Here is a 24,703-nt window from a genome sequence, read left to right as displayed (position 1 = left end):
CCACGTCGTCGCTTCCCACCCACGAACACGCATGACCACCACATGGCGTACTCGACACCAGGGCACCTCAATCACCCGCGTTACCGCAGCGCAGCCGGACACGGCGTGACCCTGGTAGGAGCGGCTTCCGCCGCGACCGGGCATTCGCGATAGAGCTTGTCGCGGCTGAAGCCGCTCCTACAGTGGGACTCCGTCGTTACTCGAGGCCCCAGCTAATCGTCCTGCGCGGCGGCCTCGCGGCCCTGCTGGCGGATGATGGCTTCCTGCCGCGCGTCCTCGATCGAGGCGCGCACCGCGCGCACGTCGGCGCGGCGGGTGTCGAAGGCGAAGCGGCCGGTGAGCGCGCTGTCCGGGCGCAGCGTGCCCTTCTCGTACAGCGCCCACATCTCCTCGCCGTAGTGGGTGGCGTTGAGTTCGGGGGCGAAGCGGCCCAGGCAATCGCGCAGGTTGTGCACGTCGCGCAGCAGCATGGTGCGGGCGGCGTTGTTGCCGGCGGCGCTGACCACCTGCGGGAAGTCGATCACCACCGGGCCGTCGGCGCCGACCAGCACGTTGTATTCGGACAAGTCGCCGTGGACCAGGCCCAGGCACAGCATCTTCACCACGTCGCCGACCAACTGCGCGTGGAAGGCCTGCGCCTGCGCCGGTTCCAGTTCGACTTCGCTCAGCCGCGGCGCACTCTGCCCGTCGGCGTCGGTGACCAGATCCATCAGCAGCACGCCGTGGAAGTAGCCGCGCGGCTGCGGCACGTGCACGCCGGCATCCACCAACTGGTACAGGGTGTTGGCCTCGGTGTCCTTCCACGCCGCTTCCTGCTCGCGGCGGCCGAACTTGCTGGCCTTGCCGATCGCCCGCGCCTGACGGCTGCCGCGCACCTTGCGCCCTTCCTGGTACTGCACGCGCGCCTGGAAGCTGCGCTGCGCCATGTCCTTGTAGACCTTGGCGCAGAGCACGTCGTCGCCGGCCTGGACCACGTAGACCGCGGCCTCCTTGCCGCTCTTGAGCGGGCGCAGCACGCCGTCGATGACGCCATCGTCGATCAGCGGCTGCAGGCTCGGGGGGATCTTCATCGGGTGCGGCATACCTGGAGTGAGTCGCTGCGATTATGGCCCAAGCGTGGCGCGACGCCCGACGCGCTGTGCGGTGTCGAGGGTGTCGCCAGCGCGCCCGAAGATGCATCTGGGCCGGCCTGCGGCCTGTGCGACGAACGATCCAGGGCGCAGCGATGTCCGGCATTTGTCTACGACGACCGCCCGCGCGTACCGCCGCGTTCAGCTATCAAGAGGGCGACGCGGGCTGGTCGTGTTGAGTGCCGCGGGGTGCGCAAGGCAGCGTCTGGGTCGATGGGTGGAGCGCCTTTCGAGTCCATCGCGTCGGGACTGAAGTCCCCCCCCACAAGAAGCTCCTCCCGCGCCAAGTGGGCGTCGCATGCCGTTGCGTGCGGCCGGGTTCAGCCAGGAAAACAGCGCGGTGGCTGGCCGCGCGGGATGCCATGGGGATGTCGCGCAGGACCTCGCCTCGGCCGGCAGTTGGACAGCGTCCAACCGCGATGCGTCGGGACCGAAGTCCCTCCCACAGGGGAGCGTCGCGCGTGGCGACGCTCCTGCTCGCTCAGGATCGTCTCAGGACCGACTCATCCCTCGCCTCAGGCCAGCGTCAAGCTGGCTCAGGGCGAAGCAGCGGCCTGAGCCAGGGCCTGGGCGTCGGCACCGCCGCCGAGCACCTGGTACAGGGTGACGCGGTTGCTGGCGTCCTGCAGGCGCAGCGCGATCAGCGCCTGCTGCGCGGCAAATAGCGAACGCTGCGCATCCAGCACCGGCAGGTGGCCATCCAGGCCGGCGCGGTAGCGCGCGTCGGCCAGGGTGTAGCTGCGCTGGCTGGCGTCGACCAGGGCCTGCTGCGCGGTCAGCTGCGCCTGCAGGTGGTCGCGCGCGGCCAGGGCGTCGGCCACTTCGGCGAAGGCCGCCTGGATCGCCTTCTCGTACTGCGCCACGGCGATGTCCTTGCCGAGCTTGGAGGCATCCAGCGAGGCCTTCAGCGCGCCGGCGTGGAAGATCGGCGCGGTGATGCTGGGCACGAACGACCAGGTGCGGCTGCCGGCGGAGAACAGCGTGGACAGCGCATCGCTGCTGCGCCCGGTGGACGCGGTGAGGCTCAGCGACGGGAAGAACGCCGCGCGCGCGGCACCGATGTCGGCATTGGCCGCCTGCAAGGTGTGCTCGGCGGCAAGCACATCCGGGCGCTGCAGCAACACCGTCGAGGACAGATGCGCCGGCAGCGGTGCCAGCGCCAGGCTGCCCTGCATCGCCTGCGCGGTCGGCAGCAGGGCTGCGTCGACCGGTGCGCCCACCAGCAGCTGCAGCGCATCGCGGGTCTGCGCCAGCTGGGTCGCGGCGCTGGCGACGGCGACACGCGCCGACTCCACGCTGGTCTGCTGCTGCGCCAGGTCCAGCCCGGACGCGCTGCCGATGCTGTGCCGGCGCTCGGTCAGTTGCAGGGTCTGCGTCTGGCTGTCCAGGGTCTGCTGCGCCAGATCCAGTTGCTGCTGGTCCGCGCCCACGGTCAGCCATGCCGCGGCGACCTGGGCGACCAGGCTCAGGCGCACGTTGCGCTGGTTCTCCGCACTGGACAGCCAGTTCTGCAGGGCTTCCTGCTTGAGACTGCGCAACTGTCCGAACAGGTCCAGTTGCCAGCTGCTGAGCCCGACCTGCAGGGTGTCGCTGGTGCTGACCTGGGAGACACCGTCGTCGTTGCTGGCGGCGCTGCTGCGGCCGCGGCTCATGCTGGCGTTGGCATCGAACGACGGCAGCTGCGCGGCGCGCTGGAGGCGGTACTGCGCGCGCGCCTTGTCGATGGACAGCATCGCCACGCGCAGATCGCGGTTGTTCTGCAACGCCAGCGCAATGGTCTGGCGCAGCCGCGGATCCAGGAACACCTGCTGCCAGTCCGGCATCGCCAGCGTATCGGTGGCGGTGCCCGCGGCAGGCGCCGCATCGACCGCCGCCAGGTCGGCCGGCACCGGCGCCGATGGGCGCACGTAGGTGGGCGCCAGGGTGCAGCCGGACAGGGCCAGCAGCGTGGCCACCGCCACGCTCATGCGAGAGATCGCGCTCATGCCTGCGTCTCCGGGTGGGCGACCGCCGGCCCCGGGAACATCCGGCGCACGATCACGTAGAACAGCGGCACGAAGAACAGGCCCAGGGTGATCGAGGCCAGGGTGCCGCCGGTGACGCCGGTGCCCAGCGAGTGACGCGCGGCCGAGCCGGCACCCTTGCTGAACACCAGCGGCAGCACGCCGAGCAGGAACGCCAGCGAGGTCATCAGGATCGGCCGCAGGCGCATCTGCACCGCGTGCAGGGTGGCGGCGAGCAGGCTTTCGCCGCGGTGCTCGAGGTCGCGCGCGAACTCGACGATGAGGATGCCGTTCTTCGCCGCCAGGCCCACCGTGGTCAGCAGGCCCACCTGGAAGTAGACGTCGTTCTCCAGCCCGCGCAGGGTCATCAGCAGCACCGCGCCGAACACGCCCACCGGCACCGCCAGCATCACCGCGAACGGGATCGACCAGCTCTCGTACAGCGCCACCAGGCACAGGAACACGAACAGCAGCGAGATCGCGTACAGCGCCGGCGCCTGATTGGCCGACAGCTTTTCCTGGTAGGCCATGTCCGACCACGCGTAGCCGAAGCCGTGCGGCAGTTGCTTGCTGAGTTCGGCCATCGCGTCCATCGCCGCACCGGAACTGACCCCGGGCACCGCCTGGCCGGTCAGTTCCATCGCCGACACGCCGTTGTAGCGTTCCAGCGCGGCCGGCGCGCTGGTCCAGTGCGAGCGGGTGAACGCCGACATCGGCACCATGTCGCCGCCGCCGTTGCGCACGGTCCAGCGGTCCAGGTCCTGCGGTGCCATGCGCGCGTCGGCATCGCCCTGCACGTAGACCTTCTTGATGCGGCCCTTGTAGATGAAGTTGTTGACGAAGTCGCCGCCGAGCGCGCTGTTGAGCGTGGCGTTGATGTCGCCCGGATCCACGCCCAGCGCCTGCGCCTTGGCGTCGTCGATCTTGACCGCGTACACCGGCGCGTCTTCCAGGCTGGCGTAGCGCACGTTCATCAGCTTGGGATCGTGCTGGGCCAGCCGCAGCAGCTTGTCGCGCGCGGCGACCAGGGCGGCGTGGCCGGCGCCTTCGTAGTCCATCAGCTCGAAGGTGAAACCGGAGGCGTCGCCCAGGCCGGTGATCGCCGGCGGCGAGGTCACGAACAGTTCCGCGTCGGGCACGTCGGCCAGCGCCTTGTTCAGATGGTCGGCGATGGTCGCCGCGTCGTCGTCGCGGTCGTCCCAGTCCTTCAGCCGCACGAAGGCCATACCGACGTTCTGGCCGGCGCCGGTGACGCTGAAGCCGGCCGAGGACAGCACCGAGCGCACGCCGGGGTCCTTCAGCGCGGCCTTGGTCAGCCGGTCGGTCACCGCCAGGGTCTGCTCCAGGGTGGAGCCGGCCGGCAATTTGACCAGCACGTTGAGCATGCCCTCGTCCTCGTCGGGCAGGAACGCGCCGGGCAGGCGCCACAGCAGCAGGCCGGTGACCGCGATCAGCAGCGCATAGGCGACCAAGCCCAGCGCGCGCTTGCCCAGCACCCGCTCGACCAGCGTGCGGTAGCGCTCGGACAGGTGCCGGAAGCGGGTGTTGAACCAGATGAAGAACCAGCCCAGGCGGCCGTGCGAGCCGATCGGCGCCTCGCCCTGGTGCAGCGGCTTGAGGATGGTCACGCACAGCGCCGGGGTCAGGGTCATCGCCACCAGCACCGACAGGATCATCGAGGCGGCGATGGTGATCGAGAACTGCCGGTAGATCACGCCGGTGACGCCGTTGAAGAACGCCATCGGCACGAACACCGCGGTCAGCACCAGCACGATGCCGACCAGGGCGCCGCCGATCTGCTGCATCGAGCGCAGCGTCGCCTCCTTCGGCGGCAGTCCCTCCTGGCCCATCACCCGCTCCACGTTCTCCACCACCACGATGGCGTCGTCGACCAGCAGGCCGATCGCCAGCACCATCGCGAACATGGTCAGGGTGTTGATCGAGTAGCCGAACGCGGCGAGCACGCCGAAGGTGCCCATCAGCACCACCGGCACGGCGATGGTCGGGATCAGCGTGGCGCGCCAGTTCTGCAGGAACAGGTACATCACCGCGACCACCAGCAACACCGCTTCGATCAGGGTGATGACCACTTCCTTGATCGAGGTGGTGACGAACGGCGTGGTGCTGAAGGCGATGTGGTAGTTGAAGCCGTGCGGCCAGTACTGCTTGAGTTCCTGCAGGCGCTGGTCGATGGCCTTGGAGGTTTCCACCGCGTTGGCATCGGAGTTGAGCTCGATGCCCAGCGAGGCCGAGGGCTTGCCGTTGAAGCGGGTGATGCTGTCGTAGGTCTCCGGGCCCAGGCCGATCCTGGCCACGTCCGACAGGTGCACGGCGGCGCCGCTGGCATCGCTCTTGAGCACGATCGCGCCGAACTGCGCCGGGGTCTGCAGGCGGCTGCGGGTGGTCACGGTGGCGTCCAGGCGCTGCCCGCGCAGCGCCGGCTGGCCGCCGATCTCGCCGGCCGACACATCGGTGTTCTGCGACTGCAGCGCGTTCTCCACGTCCGAGGGCATCAGCGCGTACTTGCGCAGCTTCTCCGGGTCCAGCCAGATGCGCATGGCGTATTCCGAGCCCATCGGCTGGATGTTGCCGACGCCGCTGACGCGGCTGATCTGGTCGTCGATGTTCGATTCCATGTAGTTGGCGACATCGAAGTTGTCCATGCTGCCGTCGTCGGAGGTGAACGCCACCACCTCGAACAGCGAGCCGCTGGACTTGGTGATGACCAGGCCGTTCTGCTGCACGGCCTGCGGCAACACCGACATCACCGACTGCAACTGGTTCTGCACCTGCACCTGCGCGGTGTCGGCATTGGTGCCGGTCTCGAACACCAGGTTGACCTGCGCGGTGCCGTCCGAGGCGCTGGTGGAGGTCATGTACAGCAGGTGGTCCAGGCTCTGCTGCGACTGCTCGATCAGCTGGGTGACGGTGTTCTCCACCGTCTGCGCCGAGGCGCCGGTGTAGGTGGCGCGCACGGTGATGGTGGGCGGCGCCATGTGCGGATAGCGTTCGACCGGCAGGCCATGAATGGCCAGCATGCCGATCAGGACGATGACGATGGCCATGACCCAGGCCACCACCGGGTGGTTGACGAAAAAGCGCGACATGCGGGAGTCCTCAGTCGGCCTGGGCGTCGTCGCCCGGCAGCGCCGGCGCGGCGTCGAGCTGGGCGGCGGTGACGGGATACGGCTGCGCCGGCTTGCCGAGTTCGGCGCGGCTGCCGTTGACCACGATCAGGCGCTCGCCCGGCTTGAGCCCGGATTCCACCAGCCAGTCGTGGCCGATCGCCTCGCCGGTGCGGATGTGCCGCTCCACCACCTTGTTGTGCGCGTCGAGCAATTTCACGACCGGCTCGCCCTTGCTGTCGCGGGTCACCGCCTGCTGCGGCACCAGCACCGCGCCCTGGTCGGTGGCCATCGGCAGCGCCGCGCGCAGGTACATGCCCGGCAGCAGCAGGTGCTCGGGGTTGGGCACCACCGCGCGCAGGGTGACGTTGCCGGTGCCGGCGTTGACCTGGGTGCCGACGAATTCGAGGGTGCCGGCGTGCGGATAGGTGCTGCCGTCCTCCAGCCGCACCTGCACCTGCGCCTTGCCGTCGATGGCGTGGATCTGCCCGGCATCGAGCTGGCGGCGCAGCGCCAGCATCTGCGTGCTGGACTGGGTGACGTCCAGGTAGATCGGGTCCAGCCGCTGGATGGTGGTCAGCGCCGCGTCCTGCGCGGCGGTGAGCAACGCGCCGACGGTGTAGGCGGAGGTGCCGATGGTGCCGGAGATCGGTGCGGTGATGCGGGTGTAGTCGAGGTTGATGCGCGCCGCCTGCAGCGCCGCCTTGGCCGCGACCACCGCCGCCTCGTCCTGGCGCAGCGCGGACACCGCGTCGTCGGCGTCCTGCTTGCTGGCCGCGTCCATGTCGGTGAGGCTGCGGGTGCGCTCGGCCTTGGGCCGCGCGCTGGCCAGTGCCGCCTCGGCCTGCACCAGGTTGCCGCGGGCGATGTCGTAGGCGGCCTGGTACGGCGCCGGATCGATCACGTACAGCGCCTGCCCGGCCTTGACCTCCTGGCCCTCCTGGAACAGGCGCTGGCGCAGCAGCCCGCCGACCTGCGGACGCACGTCGGCGGTCTCGTAGGCCACGGTGCGGCCGGCCAGGGTGCGCTCCACCGGCAACGTGCGCGCGCCCAGGGTCAGCACCCCCACCCGCGGCGGTGGCGCGGCCGCCGGCTTGTCGCCGGAGCAGCCTCCGGCCACGGCAATGGCCAGCAATACGGCACAGCGAACGGGACGACGAGGCGCCTGGAAGAGGTCGGACATGGGGAGTGCGGCTGGGAAGAAACGCGCAACGCTACTCCACCGATGTGTCGCATCGCACCATCCCTGTAACAGTGCGTTGTACGGGCTTCACCAAGGTCGGAGAAACGTCGGAACCGGCACGCAGCGTCGCATTGGCAGACGGCGCCGTTCGTTCTATTACCGAACACAAATGCGATAATCGCCCATCTTGCCGACGTCGTTTCCAACCGCGGCATGCCATCGTGCGCACGCCCTGCCCTCGCCATCGTCGTGGCCGATAGCGGGCGCCGCGCGCCTACCCTGCAGAGGATCGAAAACGTGCAAACCCAATCGGATGTGTCGGCCGGCGGCCGGATATTGCTGTGGAGCGTCGGCCTGCTGCTGGCGCTGATCGGGCTGGCGCTGCTGGTCGGCGGCATCCGCCTGGCCACGCTCGGCGGCAGCGTCTACTTCCTGGCGATGGGCGCGGCCTGCGTGGTCTCGGCGCTGCTGGTACTGCGGCGGCGCCCGGCCGGCGCTTGGCTGTACGCGCTGGCCTTCGTGCTGAGCGTGGCCTGGGCGTCCTGGGATGCGGGCCTGGCGTTCTGGCCGCTGGTGTCGCGGCTGATGATGCCGGCGGTGCTGGCGCTGCTGGTCGCCCTGGTCTACCCGACCCTGCGCCGCGCCCGCGGTCTGCGCGGCGGCCGCGGCGCCTATGCGCTGGCGGCGGTGCTGGCGCTGGCCTGTGCCGGCGGCCTGGCCGGCATGTTCGTACCGCATGCGCCGGTGGCCGCCAGCGGCCCCGGGCCGGCGCCGGTGCCGGTGACCCCGGCGCAGGCGCAACGCGGCTGGAGCCACTACGGCAACACCGCCGGCGGCAGCCGTTTCGCCGCGCTGGACCAGATCGGCCGCGGCAACGTCGGCCAGTTGCAGGTGGCCTGGACCTATCGCACCGGCGATGTCGCCGTCAGCGACGGCAACGGCGCCGAGGACCAGACCACCCCGCTGCAGATCGGCGAGACGCTGTACGTGTGCACCCCGCACAACAACGTCATCGCGCTGGATGCCAGCAGCGGCCGGCAACTGTGGAAGCGCGAGATCAACGCACAGTCCTCGGTGTGGCAGCGCTGCCGCGGCCTGGCCTACTTCGATACCGACGCGGCGCTGGCGCAGCAGAGCGCCGCCAATGCCTCGCCGGTGGCGGCGGCGGTGCTGCCGGCCGGCGCGAACTGCCGCCGCCGCGTGCTGACCAACACCATCGACGCACGGCTGATCGCGCTGGATGCGGACACCGGCGCGTTCTGCAGCGGCTTCGGCCAGAACGGCCAGGTCGACCTGAAGGCCGGCCTCGGCGCCGCGCCCGATCCGCTGTACCAGTTGACCTCGGCGCCGACCGTGGCCGGGACCACGGTGGTGGTGGGCGGCCGCGTCGCCGACAACGTCCAGGCCGACATGCCCGGCGGCGTGATCCGCGGCTTCGACGTGATCACCGGTGCGCAGCGTTGGGCCTTTGACCCGGGCAACCCGCAGGACACGCAGCCGCCGGCGCCGGGCAAGACCTACGTGCGCAGCACGCCGAACGTGTGGGCGCCGATGTCCTACGACGCCGCCTCCAACACCGTGTTCCTGCCGATGGGCAGCCCGTCCACCGACCTGTACGGTGCCGAGCGCAGCGCGCTGGACCACCGCTTCGGCGCCTCGATCACCGCGCTGGACGCCAGCACCGGCAAGGTCAAGTGGGTCTACCAGACCGTGCACAACGATCTGTGGGACTTCGACCTGCCGATGCAGCCGAGCCTGATCGACTTCCCGATGGCCGACGGCCGCCGCGTGCCGGCGCTGATCATCGGCACCAAGGCCGGCCAGCTGTACGTGCTCGACCGCGCCACCGGCACGCCGCTGACCGAGGTCCGCGAGGTGCCGGTGAAGGCCGCCGACATCCCGCACGAGCCGTATGCGCTGACCCAGCCGCTGTCGGTGGGCATGCCGCAGATCGGCACCAAGCACCTGACCGAGGCGGACATGTGGGGCGCCACCCTGCTGGACCAGATGCTGTGCCGCATCGCCTTCAAGAAGATGCGCTACGAGGGCCTGTACACCGCGCCCGGCACCGACGTGTCGCTGAGTTTCCCCGGCTCGCTGGGCGGCATGAACTGGGGCGGGCTGTCGGTCGATCCGGTGCACGACGTGGTGTTCGCCAACGACATGCGCCTGGGCCTGTGGGTGCAGATGATTCCGCAGAAGGCGCAGAAGGCGGCCGCCTCCAGCGGCGGCGAGGCGGTCAACACTGGCATGGGCGCGGTGCCGTTGAAGGGCACGCCGTACGCGGTCAACAAGAACCGCTTCCTATCGGCGCTGGGCATCCCCTGCCAGGCGCCGCCGTTCGGCACGCTGAGCGCGATCGACCTGAAGACCCGCAGCATCGCCTGGCAGGTGCCGGTGGGCACCGTGCAGGACACTGGCCCGCTCGGCTTCAAGATGCACCTGCCGATTCCGGTCGGCATGCCGACCCTGGGCGGCACCCTGGCCACGCAGAGCGGCCTGGTGTTCATCGCCGGCACCCAGGACTACTACCTGCGTGCGTTCGACAGCGGCACCGGCAAGGAACTGTGGAAGGCGCGGCTGCCGGTCGGCAGCCAGGGCGGGCCGATGACCTACGTATCGGCCAAGAACGGCAAGCAGTACATCGTGATCACCGCCGGCGGCGCGCGGCAGTCGCCGGACCGCGGCGACTACGTGATCGCCTACGCGCTGCCGAACGCCAAGTAGCAAGGTCGCGCGCAGGCAGCGCCTGCGCGCGGTGGCAGCGGACAGAGCGGCCCCACGTCCGTGGGGCCTAGGCCGCCTCGAGCGAGTGCAGCACGTTGGCCGCCACCGCGATGCCGGGCGCCGAGCAACGCACACGCTGCACGCTCACCACGTCATGCGTGGGCAGGTCGACCGCGCCATCGACGATCTGGAAGGCGGTGGGTAGTCGTCCGAACTGGCGCGGTTCCAGCGCGCGGTGCCCACCGGTACCGGCCCAGCGCTGGCACTGGCTGTCGCCGAGCGTCACCGCAGACACATCAGTCCCGGCGCCGGGTGGTGGCGCCGAGCAATGACGTAGGCGAAGTCGGCAATGTCAGCGTCTTCAGGCGCGTTGTTCTCGAAGACTGGACACGTATCCGGACCGCCTGGCCTTCAACGCGCTGGCTGCAACCGCATCGTCAGCACCGCGGCAATGGCCACCAGCAGCGGCAACGCCAGCACGTAGTACAGGTTGGCCGGTTGCCAGCCGGCGTCGACCAGGACGCCGACGGTCATCGGCGAGAGGATCGCGCCGACGCGGCCGATGCCGATCGCCCAGCCCAGGCCGGTGGTGCGCACAGTCGGCGCGAACACGATCGGCGCCACCGCATACAGGCCGGCCATCGAGCCGAACAGCGCCGCGCCGATCACGAAGGCCACCGGGAAGGCCAGCTGCAGCTGCGCGCCGAGCGTGGCGAACGCCGCCATGCCGAGTGCGGCGATCAGGAAACTGGCCGCGGTCAAGCGCGGCAGCGCGAAGCGTGCGGCCAGACCGCCGAACAACGCACCGCCGACGATGCCGCCCAGGTTCAGCAGCACGCCGCCGGTGACGCCTTGTTCGGCCGACAACCCGGCTTGCACCAGCAGTTTCGGCGTCCAGCTCAGCACGAAGTAGAAGGCGAACATGTGCATGAAGAAGCCCAACGCGATCAGCACGCTGTTGCGGCGCAGGCGCGGGGTGAACAGCGCCGCGTAGCCCGCTTTTTCCTGCACCGGCGGTCGCGGCGGCAGGGCATCCAGGGTCGGTGCGCGCATGCGCGTCAGCAGCACGTTGAGCCGCGCCAGCGCATCCGGCGGGCGCCGGCTGAGCAGGAAGTCCAACGACTCGGGCAGCAGCGCCAGCACCACCGGGATGCACAGCAGCGACGCGAGTGCGCCGAACAGAAAGGCAGAGTGCCAGCCCCAGCGTTCCAGCAGCATCGCGGCGATCAAACCGCCCAGCGTGGCGCCGATGGGATAGCCGGTGGCCTGCAGCGCCACCGCGGTGCTGCGCCACTTCGGGCTCGCGTATTCGGCGGTGATCACGCCGACGCCGGCGAGCATGCCGCCGATGCCGATGCCGGTGAACACGCGCAGCGCGGCCAGTTGCCAGATGTTCTGCGCCAGCGCCGAGGCAGCCATGCCCACGGTCAGGATCACCAGGCAGCACAGGATCATGTTGCGCCGGCCCCAACGGTCGGCCAGCGGTGCCAGCAGCAGCGAGCCCAGCGCCATGCCCACCAGCCCGGCGCTGAGCGCGATCCCCAGCAGCTTGCCGGACAAATGCCAGGCCTCCGACACGTGCGGGGCGATGAACGCCATCACCATCACGTCGAACCCGTCGAGCATGTTCAACAACACGCAGACCGCAATGGCCGTCCACTGGAAGCCGCTCATGCGGTCCAGGACGAGCGTGCTGGGCGGGGCGGCGGCATGGCTCATGGCAACACTCCTGCAGGAACAGCGAACGAGAACCGCAGCGTCGCGGGATTACTTGGAGGGCGCAGCGGCATGCAGCGCGTCGAGCGCCTGCCGCAACCGCGCCGCATCGATCTGCCCCGGCGCCGAGGCGCTGCCGAGCATGCCGAAGGTCAGGCTCTGCCCGAAGGTGCCGCCGGACAATCGCGACACCGCGCCCAGCGGCCCCATCGCCATGGTCAGCAACGGCTGGCCGCTGCGCTGGCGCATCTGCCAGGTGGCGTCGAGCAGGTGCAGCACGTCGCCCGGATCGCGCGGCATCACCGCGATCTTCAGCACGTCGGCGCCCAGCACCTGCTGCCGCTGCAGCCGCGCCACGATCTCCGCCACCGGCGGGGTGGCGTGGAAGTCGTGGCTGGACATCACCACGTACACGCCTTGCCGGTGGGCCTGCGCCACCAGCTGCCGCAGCACTGCCGGGTCGCGGACCATCTCCACGTCGAGCAGGTCGGCGAAGCGCGCCTCCAGCAGGCGCGCGTACAGCGCGCCGTAGGCGGCATCGTCGATCGCCACCGCACCGCCCTCGGCCTTGGTGCGGAAGGTCAGCAGCAGCGGCTTGCCGTGCAGCGCCTTTGCCAGGCGCGGCCCCAATGCCGCCAGTGCCGCCGCGTCGGTAGCATCGTCCATCAGGTCGATGCGCCACTCGGCCAGGTCCGCATCGGGCGAGGCGGCGATACGCTGTGCCTGCGCCAGCGCCTGTTCGGCGTCGTGCGCAGTGATCGGCACGATGATCTTGGGCAGGCCGGCGCCGATATCGAGCCCGCGGATCTGCAGAACGTGCGGCGGCGGTAGCGGTGCCGCAGCCTGTGGCGACGCAGGCACTGCCGCGGGTGCCGCCGCGGCCTGCAGCGGCGATGCCAGCAGCAGCAGGCCGGCGCAGCACAGGATGGTCAGTGGTCGTGGAAACAGGGGCATCGGGATCGGCCTGGGCAAGGTGGCGCGCAGCGCGCGCTCAGAAGGTGAGCTTGACCTGCAGCCCCACCGCCAGCGCGTTGTCGGTGCGCGCATAGGCGAAGGTGCCGGGGTTGACGATGTACTGCACATCCGGCCGCAGCATCAGCCACGGCGTCAGCTGCGCGCTGTAGGACAGTTCGTAGAGTTCCTCGGCAGTGTCGAGCGCGAACACCGGCGCGTCCGGCGGCACGCCGGCCTCGAGCAGCGCCGCGCGACGCATGTCGAGCAGGCGGTGGTTGATGTCGGCGCCGACGTAGCCCAGGGCGATGCGGTCCTGGCTGCGCCGGCCAATGCCCTGGTACACGCCGCCCAGCGCGTACCAGCGGGTGATCTGCGCGGTGGCGCGGTCGGAGACCATGTACTGGGCAAAGCCGGTCAGGCCTCGGCCGCGCTCGCCGCCGGGCGAGTAAAGCTTCTGTTCGACCAGCAGATAGGCGCCGTCGCGGCCGGTGGTGGCGCGCGGGTCCAGGCCCTTGCGAGGCACCCGCGAGGAGTCGTAGTAGCCGCCGAACTTGTAGGTGCCCGGGTAGGCGCCGCCGGCGCCCGGCGTCCAGGTGAGCTCGACAGGGAACAGCGAGCCGGTGGTGCCGCGCGCATTCAGATCGAACGCGGTGTGCACGTTGTTGTTGGTACTGGGGTTGACCTGGAACCAGCCGACTCGCAGGTTCGTCGCCGGCGTCAGATGCTGTGCTGCCTCCGCGCCCCAGCGCGCGTTGGGATAGTTGTACCAGCCGCTGTTGCCGGACATCGCCAACGGATGCGCGCAGAACGCGGCGTTGACGAAGTTGGTCAGCAGCGTGTGCGCGCCGAACTGGTTGCCCATCGCGTAGAAGCCGGCCTTGACGTAGCTGCGCCCGTCGTTGAAGCGGCGGTCGTAGCTCAGTTCGGTGAGCCGGGTGAACTGGCCGCCGTAGGCTTCCTGGATCGGGAAGCGGTTGCCGAGCAGGTCGGCCGAGGTGCTGCGGCCGCGGCGGTCGTTGATGGTCACATGCAGCGCGCCGCCGTCCCAGCCGGCGAGTTTGGCCAGGTCCAGGTCCACGCCGAGCCGTACCTGCTGCGCATAGCGCGCGCCGTGCTCGCCGCGGCCGCCATCGACCACGCCCATCGCTTCGCCGACGTAGTCGCCGCGTACATTGACACCGCGCTGCAGCCAGTCGCTGCGCGTGCCGTTCCAGTCGCCGGTCAAGGTGCTGTGCGCCAGGTCGGCATCCTGCGCGGTGGCAAGCGCCGGGGCCAAGACGATGGCCGCGGCCAACAGCGACCAGGCCGGCAACGCCGGCACGCGTCGCAGCGCGCCAGCGCCGGCGGATTCAGCGCGGCTCACGGTGCCACCGCCAGCGGCGCGCTCAGCGGCGAAGTCGCGCCATCGTCGCTGGTGACGGTGGCGGTGAGCGTGGCCAGCGCCGCGCCGTCGCTGTCCAGTGGCAGCGCGAAGCGGCCCTGTCCCTGTGCATCCACCGCCACCTCGACGCGGCCGAGATAGCGTTCGGCTTCGTCGTCGCCGGGGTGGCGGTTGCCGAACAGTTCCACCGTGTAGAGGTGACCGGGGCGGCCGATGAAGCTGCCCTGCACCTGCGGCACGCCGGCACCACGTTCGATCGCGCGCAACTGCGGCGCGGCCTGGCCGAAGTTCGGCGGCGGTTGGCAGCCGTCCGCCGCGGCGGCGCCGCAGATCGCCGCGCGCTTGCGCGGGTCCGGATCGACGCCGATGCCGCGCGAGCCGACGAAGGGCGCGTGTTCCAGGCCCGGCACGCCGAACAGGATGGCGCCGCGCGGCTGGCCCGGCACGCAGGCGCCGCCGGCGAAACAGCGTTCGATCTTCAGGCCGTTACCGGACAGCAGGTTGGCGCTGAAGCGGTTGGGTTCGCTGCGCGGCTGCGGGCGTACCGCGATACCGATGCCGTTGCCGATCAGGCGGTTGCCCTCGATGAGGTTGTCACGGCCGGTGACGCTGACGCCGATCGAATTGCCGGCGAAGTCGTTGTCGGCGATGGTATTGCGATTGCCCCAGTTGATCTGCAGCCCGTCGGAGTAGCGCTCGAACCGGTTGCGCAGCACGGTGTTGTCGTTGCCCCACAGGATCTCGATGCCCTGCGAGGGCTCGGGATTGGCGTCGGTGGAGCGGAACACGTTGTCGGCCACCAGGTTCCAGGCCGCGCCTCGGGTCAGTTCCAGGCCGTCGCCGTTGTCGACGAAGGTGTTGCGCTCGATGCGGTTGCGCACCGTGGTGGTGGCGGTGGACTGGCCGTTGCCGTCGTCGCCGGTCAGCATCACCCCGGCGCCGCCGTGGTTGGCGACGATACGGTTGTCGCGCAGCACATTGTCGCTGGCGCGGTTGAGCAACACGCCGATGCAGAAGTTGCGGATCTCCAGGCCGCTCAGTTCCACGCCATGGGTGTCGCGCAGCACCAGGCCCGGCAGCGTGGTGCTACGCACGTTGGTGCCGAACTGGCCCTTCTCCGCGCCCGGGCAAGCGGCGGTGCCCTTGCCGTGGATGTAGCCGGCGCCGTCGATGGCGATGTACTGGCCGTCGTGCGCCCGCGCCAGCCCCACCACCTGCAGCGGCCCCTGCAGCGCCGGCAACGGCGCGCGCGGGCGGATCACGTAGGGCGGCGCGCCCACCGCCGCGATCTCGATGCGGTAGCGGCCCGGCGCCTGGTTGGCGGTGGTGATCGCCCAGCGCAGGGAGCCCGGCGCGTCGTCGTCGGCGTAGCGGTCCACCGTGAGCACGCTGCGCTCCGGCGGCGCCGGCTCGGCCTGGTAGGCGCGCACGGCACCGGGAAGCAAGGCCGCGAGCAACGCCAGGCCACGGAAACACACAGGGGACATGCACCATCTCCAACAGGATCGGGACCGCGCCGGCGACGCGTTGGCGCCGAGCCGGACGCCGCCGCGTCCGTGGCACGGCGCCGGAACAGGGGCAACGCTAGTTTTATCGCAGTGCACCATTCAAGTGCGAATATCGATTGGCGGTGCGTTTATCGCACAAATGCACGAAGTGCCCTGTCCTCCCGGGTACTCAGAAGGCCGAACCCGGCACCGGGCGCCACGCTATCATCGGCGCCCGCGTGGCCACCGGCCGCCCACCGCTGGAGAGCGCCATGTCCCCGATCCGTCCGTTCCTCGACAAGACCCCGCAACTGGGCGCGCGCGTCTATGTCGACCCGGCCTGCACCGTGATCGGCGACGTGGTGCTGGAGGACGACGTGTCGGTGTGGCCAGGCACGGTGATCCGCGGCGACGTCAACCACGTGCGCATCGGCGCGCGCAGCAACATCCAGGACGGCACCATCATCCACGTCAGCCACCACAGCCCGTTCAACGCCGCCGGCTACCCGACCCTGATCGGCGCGGACGTGACCGTGGGCCACGGCACCATCATCCATGCCTGCACCATCGAGGACTTGTGCCTGATCGGCATGGGCGCGTGCATCCTGGACGGCGCCACGGTGAAGAAATACGGCTTCGTCGGCGCCGGCGCGGTGGTCGGGCCCGGCAAGACCGTCGGCGAAGGCGAACTGTGGCTGGGCAATCCCGCACGCAAGGCGCGCATGCTCAGCGACAAGGAGATCGAGAGCCTGCACTACTCGGCGCAGCACTACGTGCGGCTGAAGGACCGCTATCTGGCCGCGGCCGCTGCGTCGCCGCAGTAGGCAGCGCCGCTACTCGGCCGCCAACGCCATCAGCGCACTGCCGATCGGGCGCGGCGTCTCGCTGCGCAACACGACGCTGGTGGTCACCGCGCCGAAGCGCGCCAGGGCGTCGATGACCGGCTCCAGTTGCGCCGGCGCGGGTACCAGCACGCGCAGCACGAAGCAGTCCTCGCCGGTGACCCGATGCACATCCAGCACCTGCGGCATCTGCGCGAACAGTTCCAGGCATGCGCCGATCTGCGCATGCGTGGTGCGCAGGCGGACGATGGCCGAGGTCGCCAGGCCCAGCGCGCGCGGGTCGACCCGGGCGGTATAGCCGGTGATCACGCCCTGTTCCTCGAGCCGGCGCACGCGCTCGGACATCGCCGGCTGCGACAGCCCGATGCGCCGCCCCAACGCTGCCAGGGCGATGCGTCCGTCGCACTGCAACGCCTCCAGGATCGCGTAGTCCAGGGCATCGCCCCGCCAGGTCTTCGCCGCCACTCGTCTCGCCCCTCGTCACGCACCGTGGATTCATCGGAAAAACGCCGCATCGGCCGATGCATCGCCATGGCGATGCCGCACAGGCAGCGCGACACTCGTGCTTTCTTCGACGGAGCGTAGCGCATGCAGGACGTGGTGATCGTGCCGGGCATCGGCGACTCGGGACCGGAGCACTGGCAAACCCTCTGGCAGCGGCGAGACCCGCGCATGCGTCGGCTGCAGCCGGACGCGTTCGCGCACCCGCAGCTGCACGACTGGCTGCGTGCGCTCGACCGCTGCGTGCAGCACTGCGCCACGCCGCCGCTGCTGGTCGCGCACAGCCTGGGCTGCCTGCTGGTCGCGCATTGGGCCGCGCGCGCCGACCGGCAGCCGCGCGGCGCTTTCCTGGTGGCGGTGCCCGACCCGGCCAGTGCCGCGTTTCCGCATGCGCAGGCCGCCAGTTTCGTCCCAGTGCCGGCGGCGCCGCTGCCGTTTCCCAGCCTGATCGTGGCCAGCAGCGACGATCCGTACGCAACGCTGTCCTACAGCCGCCGCTGCGCTTCCGACTGGGGCAGCGGACTGGTCGAACTCGAGCGCCTGGGCCATCTCAATGCGGACAGCGGCCTGGGCGCATGGCCGCACGGCGCGCAGTTGCTGGCTGCCTTCGACGCCGGCCTCGGACCTGCACCAGCCTCACCCGTCTGAGCGCTGCCGGCGCATCGCCGGCAGGACGCCGCGCGGCGCCGTGGACCGGCAAACGGGCGCGCGCGCGACTGGCGCGCCATGCACGCTTGCGCGACACTAGGCGTCTCTGGCGTGGGGACGCCACCGAACGAATGGAATCGCCGATGCTCAACACCTCGCTGCGCGGCCTGCTGGCCGCTTTTTTCTGTGCGCTGTGCACCACCGCCGGCCCGGTGCTGGCTCAGGACAGCGGCCCGGACATGACCGCCGAACAGTTCGTCGGCTCGCTGCATTTCCGCGACGGGCATATCGAACTGCCGCAGGCCAAGGTGCATTTCGACCTCGGCCCGGCATTCCGCTTTCTGGACAAGGCCGACGCGCGCAGGGTGCTGGAGAGCTACTGGGGCAACCCACCCGACGACGACGTGCTGGGCCTGATCGTGCCGCGCCAGCCCGCGCTCGACGAGAAGGGCAGCTGGGCGGTGGTCGTCACCTATTCCGACGACGGCTACGTGTCCGACGAGGACGCCAGCAAGATCGACTACCAGGCCATGCTCAAGGACATGCAGGAGGAGACGCGCGAGTCCAACGCGCAGCGCAAGAAGGCCGGCTACGAGCAGGTCGATCTGATCGGCTGGGCGGTGCCGCCGCGCTACGACACCGGCAGCAAGAAGCTGTACTGGGCGCGCGAGCTGGCGTTCGCCGGCGAGCACGAGCACACCCTCAACTACGACATCCGCGTGCTCGGCCGGCATGGCTATCTGAGCCTCAATGCGGTCTCGGGCATGGGCGAACTGACGCAGGTGCGCGAGGGCATGCAGCAGTTGCTGCCGATGGCCGAGTTCGACAGCGGCGCCCGCTATGCCGACCACAACCCGTCCACCGACAAGATCGCCAGCTACGGCCTGGCCACGCTGATCGGCGGCGGCCTGGCGGCCAAGGCCGGCCTGTTCGCCAAGCTGGGCCTGTTGTTGGCCAAGGCCTGGAAGCTGCTGCTGGTCGGCCTGATGGCGCTGGTCGCCGGCGTGCGCAAGCTGTTCTCCGGGCGCCAGCGCGACGGCGGCACGGTGCGCTGATCGGCGTCGCCGGCGTGCTGGGCAATTCACGCCACGCCGGCTAAAGTGCTGCTTCGGAGCAGGACGCAGTCGAGAGCAGCATGCCGCCACAGGCAGCCGGCCGAACGGAAGGACGGCCTCCCCACATCGCAGGTGCCCGTGTCCGCCGCACCACTTGGCGGCGGTAAGCGGCATGCTCGATACCTACCGCGAAGTCATCACCCCCGAGGGCGTACCGCTGCACCTGCCGGCCGCCGGTGAGGTGCCGCGTGCGCTGGCGTGGCTGATCGACCTGGCGCTGCGTTTCGCTCTGCTCACCGCCATGGGCATGTTCCTCGGCCTGCTCGGTGGCCTCGGCCAGGGCCTGTACCTGGTGGCGATGTTCCTGGTGTTCTGGGCCTACCCGATCGTGCTGGAGGGCTGGCGCGGCCAGACCCTGGGCAAGCAGGCGCTGGGCCTGCGCGTGGTGGCGCGCGACGGCGCGCCGGTGGGCTGGATGGCCGCGATCACCCGCAACCTGCTGCGCACTGTGGACATGCTGCCGTTCGGCTATGCGGTCGGCCTGATCGCCTGCCTGTTCGACGCCCATTCGCGGCGCCTGGGCGACCTGGTCGCGGGCACGCTGGTGGTGCACCAGCCGCCGCGCGAGGACGAGGCGCTGCCGCCGATCGCCAGCGCGCTCGCGCCGCCGCGGCCGCTGCTGCCGGCCGAACAGACGGCGCTGATCGCCTTCGCCGAGCGCGCGCCGCGGCTCACTCCGGAGCGGCAGCTGGAACTGGCCGCGCTGGCGCAGCCGCTGACCGACACACCGGGACAGGCCGGGGTGCTGCGCCTGTACGCGATGGCCAACTGGCTGCTGGGCCGCCGATGAAGCAGGAACAGTTCGTCCTCCGCCATCAGCACGAGTGGCAGGTGTTCGAGGCCTGGCTGCAGCGCAGCGCGCGCAAGTCGGCGCCGAACAAGGCCGACGACGCCAACGATGCCGGCGAGACGGCCGCGCCACCGCCCCCTGGCCCGGGCCTGCCGCCGCCGCTCGCCGACGAGGACATGCCCGCGCGCTACCGGCGCGTGTGCCACCAGCTGGCGCTGGCGCGCAGGCGCGGCTACAGCCCGCAGGTCACCGCGCGTCTGCAGCACCTGATGCAGCAGGGCCACACCGTCCTGTACCGGGCGCCGCGGCCACGCTGGCGGCGCGCGGCGGAATTCCTGTTCGCCGAGTTTCCGCAACTGGTGCGCAGCCAGGCCGGCTACATGGCCGCGGCCACCGCGCTGTTCGTGGTGCCGCTGGTGACCATCTTCGTGCTGCTGCAGTTCCGCCCGGAACTGATCCACGGGCTGATGGACCCGATGCAGGTCAGCCAGATCGAACGCATGTACGACCCGGCGGCCAGCGCGCACAAGCTCGGCCGCGACAGCGGCACCGATTGGCAGATGTTCGGCCACTACATCATGAACAACATCAGCATCGGCCTGCGCACGTTCGCCAGCGGTCTGCTGGCGGGGCTGGGCACGGTGCTGGTGCTGCTGTTCAACGGCATCACCATCGGCGCGGTGGCCGGGCATCTGCACCAGATCGGCTATGGCGTCACCTTCTGGCGCTTCGTCGCCGGGCATGCGCCGTTCGAACTGACCGCGATCGTGATCGCTGGCGGTGCCGGCCTGCAGCTCGGCCTGAAGGTGCTGGCGCCGGGACGGCGGCGGCGCATCGATGCGCTGGTGGAAGGCGGCAAGATCGGCGCCCGGCTGTGCCTGGGCGTGGCCGCGATGCTGCTGGTGGCCGCCTTCATCGAGGCGTTCTGGTCGTCCATCGCGACCGTGCCGGCGTGGATCAAGTACAGCGTGTCCGCGGTGCTGTGGACGCTGGTGCTGGCGTGGCTGTGGCGTGGCGGGCGCGGCCGCGCGGAGGCCATCGATGCGGATTGAGCGCCTGGACGTGGTGCTGCGCGCACGCTCGGCCTGGGAGGCGATGGAACTGGGCAGCGCCCTGGTCCGCCGCCACGCCGGGGCGATCTGGAAACCCTGGCTGCTGGTCACGGTGCCGCTGTTCGCCGTGCTCAACCTTGGCGCCTGGGCGATCGACGCGCTGTGGCTGGCACCGCTGCTGCTGTGGTGGCTGAAGCCGGTGCTGGACCGGATCCCGCTGTTCGTGATCTCGCGCGCGGTGTTCGGCGACGTGCCGCGCGTGCGCGACACCGTGCGTGCGCAGGGCGCCTGGGGCTGGCGCACCCTGCTCGGCTACCTGACCTGGCGTCGGTTGAGTCCGGCGCGCAGCGTGTTCATGCCGCTGGAATTGCTGGAAGGCGCAAGCGCCGAGCAGCAGCGCGAGCGCCGCCGCACCCTGGGCGGGGCGATCTACGGCCATGCGCTGCTGATGGCCAGCGTCTTCGCCACGTTCGAGGGCATGCTCTTCGTCGCCTGCATCGCCACCATCGCCCTGTTCGTGCCCATCGATCTGCTGCCGGAAACCGCGCGCGCGGCCTGGTCGCTGATCGGTCAGCAGACGCCGGTGTGGGCCGACCTCGGCTTCAACGCCATCGGCTGGCTGGCGATGACCCTGATCGAACCGTTCTTCGTCGGCGCCGGCTTCGGCCTGTACCTCAACCGGCGCACCCAGCTCGAAGCCTGGGACGTGGAGATGGCGCTGCGGCGGATGGCCGCGCGCCTGCGCAACGCTGCACCGCTGGCACTGCTGTGCGTGGCCCTGCTCGCCGCGCCGGTCGCGGCGCTGCGCGCGCAGCCGGCCACCGACGCGGCAGTGCAGACCGCGGCGGAGCGGAAGGCCCACACCGCCGACGACAAGCGCGATGGCGACGGCGAGACCGACGCCGACTCGGACAGTGATGCCGATACCGACGCTGACGCGGATGCCGACACCGACACCAAGGCCGCCACCGCACACGCCGCCGACAGCCACCACCACGGCGCGCGCCCGGTCCCGCTGGACGAAGTGTTCGACACCGTGCCCGCCGCCGATACGCGCTTCGCCCGTGCCGCCGACCGCGCTTACGACGATCCGCTGCTGACCGCCAAGCGCACCATCGGCTACTGGAAGAAACGCAATCCCGACGAACCACCCAAGCCGGACGACAAGAAGCAGGACCTCACCCCGTTCGGCCAGTGGATCAAGGCAGCGGGCCAGGCCATCGCGCTGGCTGGCAAGTGGGGCCTGTGGATCGTGGTGGGGATCCTGCTGCTGGTGCTGCTGCTGACCGCCAAGCACTGGCTGCCGTGGCTGCGCGGCAGCGGACGCCGACGCGCGGCGGTGCCGGCGGCGCCGGAACACACCCCGGTGCTGGCGCCGCAACCGCTGCCCGACGACGTCGCGACCGTGGCGCGGTGCGCCTGGCGCGAGGGGCGCCACCGCGATGCGCTGGCGCTGCTGTACCGGGCCAGCGTGGCGACGCTGTGCGAGCGCGCCGGTCTGGTGCTGCCGCCCAGCGCCACCGAGGCGCAGTGCCTGCGCGCCGCGCAACGCCTGCCCGACGACGCCGACCGCGGCCTGTTCGCGCGCATGGTGCGGGTCTGGCAACACGCCGCCTACGCCGGCCGGCTACCCGAGGACAGTGCCTTCGACGCGCTGGTCGACGACCTGCAGCGGCAGTTCCGGTGGCAGGCATGAACAGCGGGACGCGCAATGCGCTGATCTTCCTGGTCGGCCTGCTGCTGGCCAGCGTGGTCGCGGCCTGGTTCTTCGGACGCTACGAACGCGCCGAGCGGGTGATCGTGCTGCCGCCGCGCGGCGAGGCCGCCTACAACCCGCTGTACGCGCTGCGCCAGACCCTGCGCGCCGACGGCGTGCGCGCCGAGTCGCGGCAACGCCTGGACCTGGCGGCGATGCGCCTGCATCCGCACGACAGCGTCGTGCTGTACGGCGATCCACGCATGCTCGGCCAGGCCGATAGCGACGCGTTGCTGGAGTGGGTGGAGCATGGCGGGCATCTGGTGCTGCGCACACCCACCGCGGAGGTCAAGCATGGCGACGTGCCGATCCTGGAGGCGCTGGACATCACCGTCGAGGCGCGCAGCCCGGACAACTGCCTGATGATGGCGGTACCGGGCGCAGCGCCGCAAAAAGTGTTCTGCGACGGCCGCCGCTTCCACATCGATCCGGACGCGCCCGACAACTGGTGGAGCGGCGAGGACGACGACTTCGTGTTTGCGCGCATTCCCTACGGCGACGGCAGCGTGGACGTGCTGTCGGAGCTGGATTTCCTCGAGAACCAGGACAACCGGATCGGCGCGATGTTCGATGGCTCGCCGATGGAGAACGACCCGGTGCTGCGCAGCGGCGGGCTGCGCGAAGCGGGCAACCGCCTGCTGGCGCGGCAGGTGCTGGGGCCGAACTACGGCCAGGGCACCATCCACCTGATCTATTCGGCCGAATTGCCGTCGCTGTGGCGCACCCTGTTCACCCGCGGCTGGCCGGCCTGGCTGCCGGCGCTGCTGATCCTGCTGGCCTGGCTGTGGTCACGCATGCAGCGCTTCGGACCGCTGCGCGCCGCGCCGGCGGAGGATCGCCGTTCGCTGCTGGAACACGTGCACGCCAGCGGCGAACACCTGCTGCGCTATGGCCGCGCCGACCTGCTGCACGCGGCGGTGCGCGAGGCGTTCCTGGCGCGGCTGCGCCGGCGCGCGCCGCTAGCCGCTGCGCTGGAAGGTCAGGCCCAGGCGGCCGCCATCGCCGAACGCCTGCAGCTGCCGGTCGCGCAGGTCGAACAGGCGCTGCAGCCACCGCCGCCCAACCAACCCGCCGCCTTGCGCGAGCGCATCCGCCTCCTCGTCCAGATGAGAAACCAGTTATGACCACCGCCCCCTCCGACGCCGTCGCGCCGCTCGCCGGCCCTGCCCTGATCGAACGCGCCGAGGCGATCCGCGCCGCGGTCGGCCACGCCTTCATCGGCCAGCCGCAGGTGCTGGAGCAGATCCTGATCGCGCTGCTGGCCGGCGGCCACGTGCTGATCGAGGGCGTGCCCGGCCTCGGCAAGACGCTGCTGGTGCGTGCGCTGGCGCAGGCGCTGGAATTGAACTACGCACGCGTGCAGTTCACCCCGGACCTGATGCCCAGCGATGTCAGCGGCCATGCCGTGTACGACCCCAAGACCGAGAGCTTCAAGATCCGCCGCGGCCCGGTGTTCACCCATCTGCTGCTGGCCGACGAAATCAACCGCGCCCCGGCCAAGACCCAGTCGGCGCTGCTGGAAGTCATGCAGGAAGGCCAGGTCACCATCGAAGGCACCGCCTTCCCGCTGGCGCCGCCGTTCCTGGCCCTGGCCACGCAGAACCCGGTCGAGCAGGAAGGCACCTATCCGCTGCCGGAAGCGCAGCTGGACCGCTTCCTGCTGAAGATCCTGATCGACTATCCGCAGTTGGAGGACGAGGCGCGCATGGTCGCCGCGGTCACCAGCGGCCGCAGCGCCGGCGACTTCGACCTGTCGCAGGTGCCGCGCGTGCTCGGTGCCGAGGACGTGGTGGCGATGCAGGCCGGCACCGCCGCCATCGCGGTGGACCCGCAAGTCATCGACTACGCCGTGCGCATCGTCGCCGCCACCCGCCGCTGGCCGGGCATCGCCCTGGGCGCCGGCCCGCGCGGCAGCATCGCCCTGGTGCGCGCGGCGCGCGCGCAGGCGGTGCTGTCCGGCCGCGACTTCGTCATCCCCGACGACATCCGCGACGTGGCCAAACCGGCCCTGCGCCACCGCATCGCCCTGGCCCCGGAACTGCAGATCGAAGGCCAGAGCGCCGACGACGCGTTGGGCGCGCTGCTGGCCAAGGTGGAGGCGCCCAGGAAATGAGTTGGGATTGGGGAGTCGGGATTGGGGATTGGCAACAGCGCGGCGCGGCGGCGGCGCGTGCCGCTGACTGCGTCAAAGCGTCTTGGTCGATCCGCTGTACCGCACTCCCGGTAACCCGGCGACGCCTCACCACCACGCGGCGCTGCAGCCGCCCGTGCGCGCTTTTACGAATCCCCAATC

At 70.5% G+C, this 24,703-nt stretch carries 19 protein-coding genes; 9 read left to right on the top strand and 10 right to left on the bottom strand.

Going from position 1 to position 24,703, the window contains the following annotated elements:
• Positions 1-212: 212 nt before the first annotated feature.
• From ACP93_RS15305 to ACP93_RS15290, 4 genes are all read right to left on the bottom strand, one after another.
• Positions 213-1,070: a PA4780 family RIO1-like protein kinase gene (locus tag ACP93_RS15305; RefSeq protein WP_048491578.1), complete on the bottom strand. Its 858-nt coding sequence runs from the start codon at positions 1,068-1,070 to the stop codon at positions 213-215.
• 596 nt (positions 1,071-1,666) lie between these two features.
• Positions 1,667-3,115 (bottom strand): efflux transporter outer membrane subunit, encoded by a 1,449-nt coding sequence (locus ACP93_RS15300; RefSeq protein ID WP_048491532.1) that lies wholly within the window; start codon positions 3,113-3,115, stop codon positions 1,667-1,669.
• Positions 3,112-6,240: an efflux RND transporter permease subunit gene (locus ACP93_RS15295; protein ID WP_048491531.1), complete on the bottom strand. Its 3,129-nt coding sequence runs from the start codon at positions 6,238-6,240 to the stop codon at positions 3,112-3,114. Before ACP93_RS15295 ends, ACP93_RS15300 begins: the two co-directional genes overlap by 4 nt.
• A 10-nt stretch (positions 6,241-6,250) precedes the next feature.
• Positions 6,251-7,393, bottom strand: a complete 1,143-nt coding sequence (locus ACP93_RS15290; RefSeq protein ID WP_048491530.1) for an efflux RND transporter periplasmic adaptor subunit — start codon at positions 7,391-7,393, stop codon at positions 6,251-6,253.
• Between the two features lie 345 nt (positions 7,394-7,738).
• Between ACP93_RS15290 and ACP93_RS15285 the strand changes: the two genes are divergently transcribed.
• On the top strand, positions 7,739-10,168 hold the full coding sequence (locus tag ACP93_RS15285) for a membrane-bound PQQ-dependent dehydrogenase, glucose/quinate/shikimate family (RefSeq protein ID WP_048491577.1): 2,430 nt from the start codon (positions 7,739-7,741) through the stop codon (positions 10,166-10,168).
• A 67-nt stretch (positions 10,169-10,235) separates the two neighbouring features.
• Here the strand turns inward: ACP93_RS15285 and ACP93_RS15280 are convergent, their stop codons facing one another.
• The 5 genes from ACP93_RS15280 to ACP93_RS15260 all read right to left on the bottom strand — a co-directional run bounded on the left by ACP93_RS15280 (position 10,236) and on the right by ACP93_RS15260 (position 15,706).
• Positions 10,236-10,463, bottom strand: a complete 228-nt coding sequence (locus ACP93_RS15280) for a hypothetical protein (protein WP_048491529.1) — start codon at positions 10,461-10,463, stop codon at positions 10,236-10,238.
• Positions 10,464-10,579: 116 nt separating this feature from the next.
• Positions 10,580-11,887: an MFS transporter gene (locus ACP93_RS15275; RefSeq protein ID WP_048491528.1), complete on the bottom strand. Its 1,308-nt coding sequence runs from the start codon at positions 11,885-11,887 to the stop codon at positions 10,580-10,582.
• Between the two features lie 48 nt (positions 11,888-11,935).
• Positions 11,936-12,838: a type I 3-dehydroquinate dehydratase gene (gene aroD / locus ACP93_RS15270; RefSeq protein ID WP_228136065.1), complete on the bottom strand. Its 903-nt coding sequence runs from the start codon at positions 12,836-12,838 to the stop codon at positions 11,936-11,938.
• A 37-nt stretch (positions 12,839-12,875) separates the two neighbouring features.
• Positions 12,876-14,201, bottom strand: coding sequence for a carbohydrate porin (locus tag ACP93_RS15265; RefSeq protein ID WP_228136064.1), 1,326 nt, complete (start codon positions 14,199-14,201; stop codon positions 12,876-12,878).
• Positions 14,198-15,706 carry a right-handed parallel beta-helix repeat-containing protein gene (locus ACP93_RS15260; RefSeq protein ID WP_048491527.1) on the bottom strand — a complete coding sequence of 503 codons (1,509 nt, stop codon included), beginning with the start codon at positions 15,704-15,706 and terminating at the stop codon, positions 14,198-14,200. Before ACP93_RS15260 ends, ACP93_RS15265 begins: the two co-directional genes overlap by 4 nt.
• Before the next feature lie 272 nt (positions 15,707-15,978).
• On the opposite strand from ACP93_RS15260, the gene ACP93_RS15255 reads away from it, so the two are divergent.
• Positions 15,979-16,530 carry a gamma carbonic anhydrase family protein gene (locus ACP93_RS15255; protein WP_048491574.1) on the top strand — a complete coding sequence of 184 codons (552 nt, stop codon included), beginning with the start codon at positions 15,979-15,981 and terminating at the stop codon, positions 16,528-16,530.
• Positions 16,531-16,539: 9 nt separating this feature from the next.
• Here the strand turns inward: ACP93_RS15255 and ACP93_RS15250 are convergent, their stop codons facing one another.
• Positions 16,540-17,013: an Lrp/AsnC family transcriptional regulator gene (locus tag ACP93_RS15250; protein WP_048491526.1), complete on the bottom strand. Its 474-nt coding sequence runs from the start codon at positions 17,011-17,013 to the stop codon at positions 16,540-16,542.
• Positions 17,014-17,136: 123 nt separating this feature from the next.
• On the opposite strand from ACP93_RS15250, the gene ACP93_RS15245 reads away from it, so the two are divergent.
• The 7 genes from ACP93_RS15245 (at position 17,137) to ACP93_RS15215 (ending at position 24,523) form a co-directional block, all read left to right on the top strand.
• Positions 17,137-17,697 carry an RBBP9/YdeN family alpha/beta hydrolase gene (locus tag ACP93_RS15245; RefSeq protein WP_048491525.1) on the top strand — a complete coding sequence of 187 codons (561 nt, stop codon included), beginning with the start codon at positions 17,137-17,139 and terminating at the stop codon, positions 17,695-17,697.
• A 131-nt stretch (positions 17,698-17,828) separates the two neighbouring features.
• On the top strand, positions 17,829-18,752 hold the full coding sequence (locus tag ACP93_RS15240) for a DUF2167 domain-containing protein (RefSeq protein WP_048491524.1): 924 nt from the start codon (positions 17,829-17,831) through the stop codon (positions 18,750-18,752).
• Positions 18,753-18,924: 172 nt separating this feature from the next.
• Positions 18,925-19,602 (top strand): RDD family protein, encoded by a 678-nt coding sequence (locus ACP93_RS15235; RefSeq protein WP_048491523.1) that lies wholly within the window; start codon positions 18,925-18,927, stop codon positions 19,600-19,602.
• Positions 19,599-20,654, top strand: coding sequence for a stage II sporulation protein M (locus ACP93_RS15230; protein ID WP_048491522.1), 1,056 nt, complete (start codon positions 19,599-19,601; stop codon positions 20,652-20,654). Before ACP93_RS15235 ends, ACP93_RS15230 begins: the two co-directional genes overlap by 4 nt.
• A complete protein-coding gene (locus ACP93_RS15225; protein WP_048491521.1) occupies positions 20,644-22,350 on the top strand; it encodes a DUF4129 domain-containing protein in 1,707 nt (568 codons plus the stop codon). The genes ACP93_RS15230 and ACP93_RS15225 overlap by 11 nt, the downstream gene beginning before the upstream one ends.
• Positions 22,347-23,534 (top strand): DUF4350 domain-containing protein, encoded by a 1,188-nt coding sequence (locus ACP93_RS15220; RefSeq protein WP_048491520.1) that lies wholly within the window; start codon positions 22,347-22,349, stop codon positions 23,532-23,534. The genes ACP93_RS15225 and ACP93_RS15220 overlap by 4 nt, the downstream gene beginning before the upstream one ends.
• Positions 23,531-24,523 (top strand): AAA family ATPase, encoded by a 993-nt coding sequence (locus ACP93_RS15215; RefSeq protein ID WP_048491519.1) that lies wholly within the window; start codon positions 23,531-23,533, stop codon positions 24,521-24,523. The genes ACP93_RS15220 and ACP93_RS15215 overlap by 4 nt, the downstream gene beginning before the upstream one ends.
• Positions 24,524-24,703: the final 180 nt, after the last annotated feature.

It is taken from the genome of Xanthomonas sp. NCPPB 1128 (genome assembly GCF_001043115.1).
In the GTDB taxonomy this organism is placed as follows: domain Bacteria; phylum Pseudomonadota; class Gammaproteobacteria; order Xanthomonadales; family Xanthomonadaceae; genus Xanthomonas_A.
This window is presented reverse-complemented; position numbering and strand designations above follow the sequence as displayed.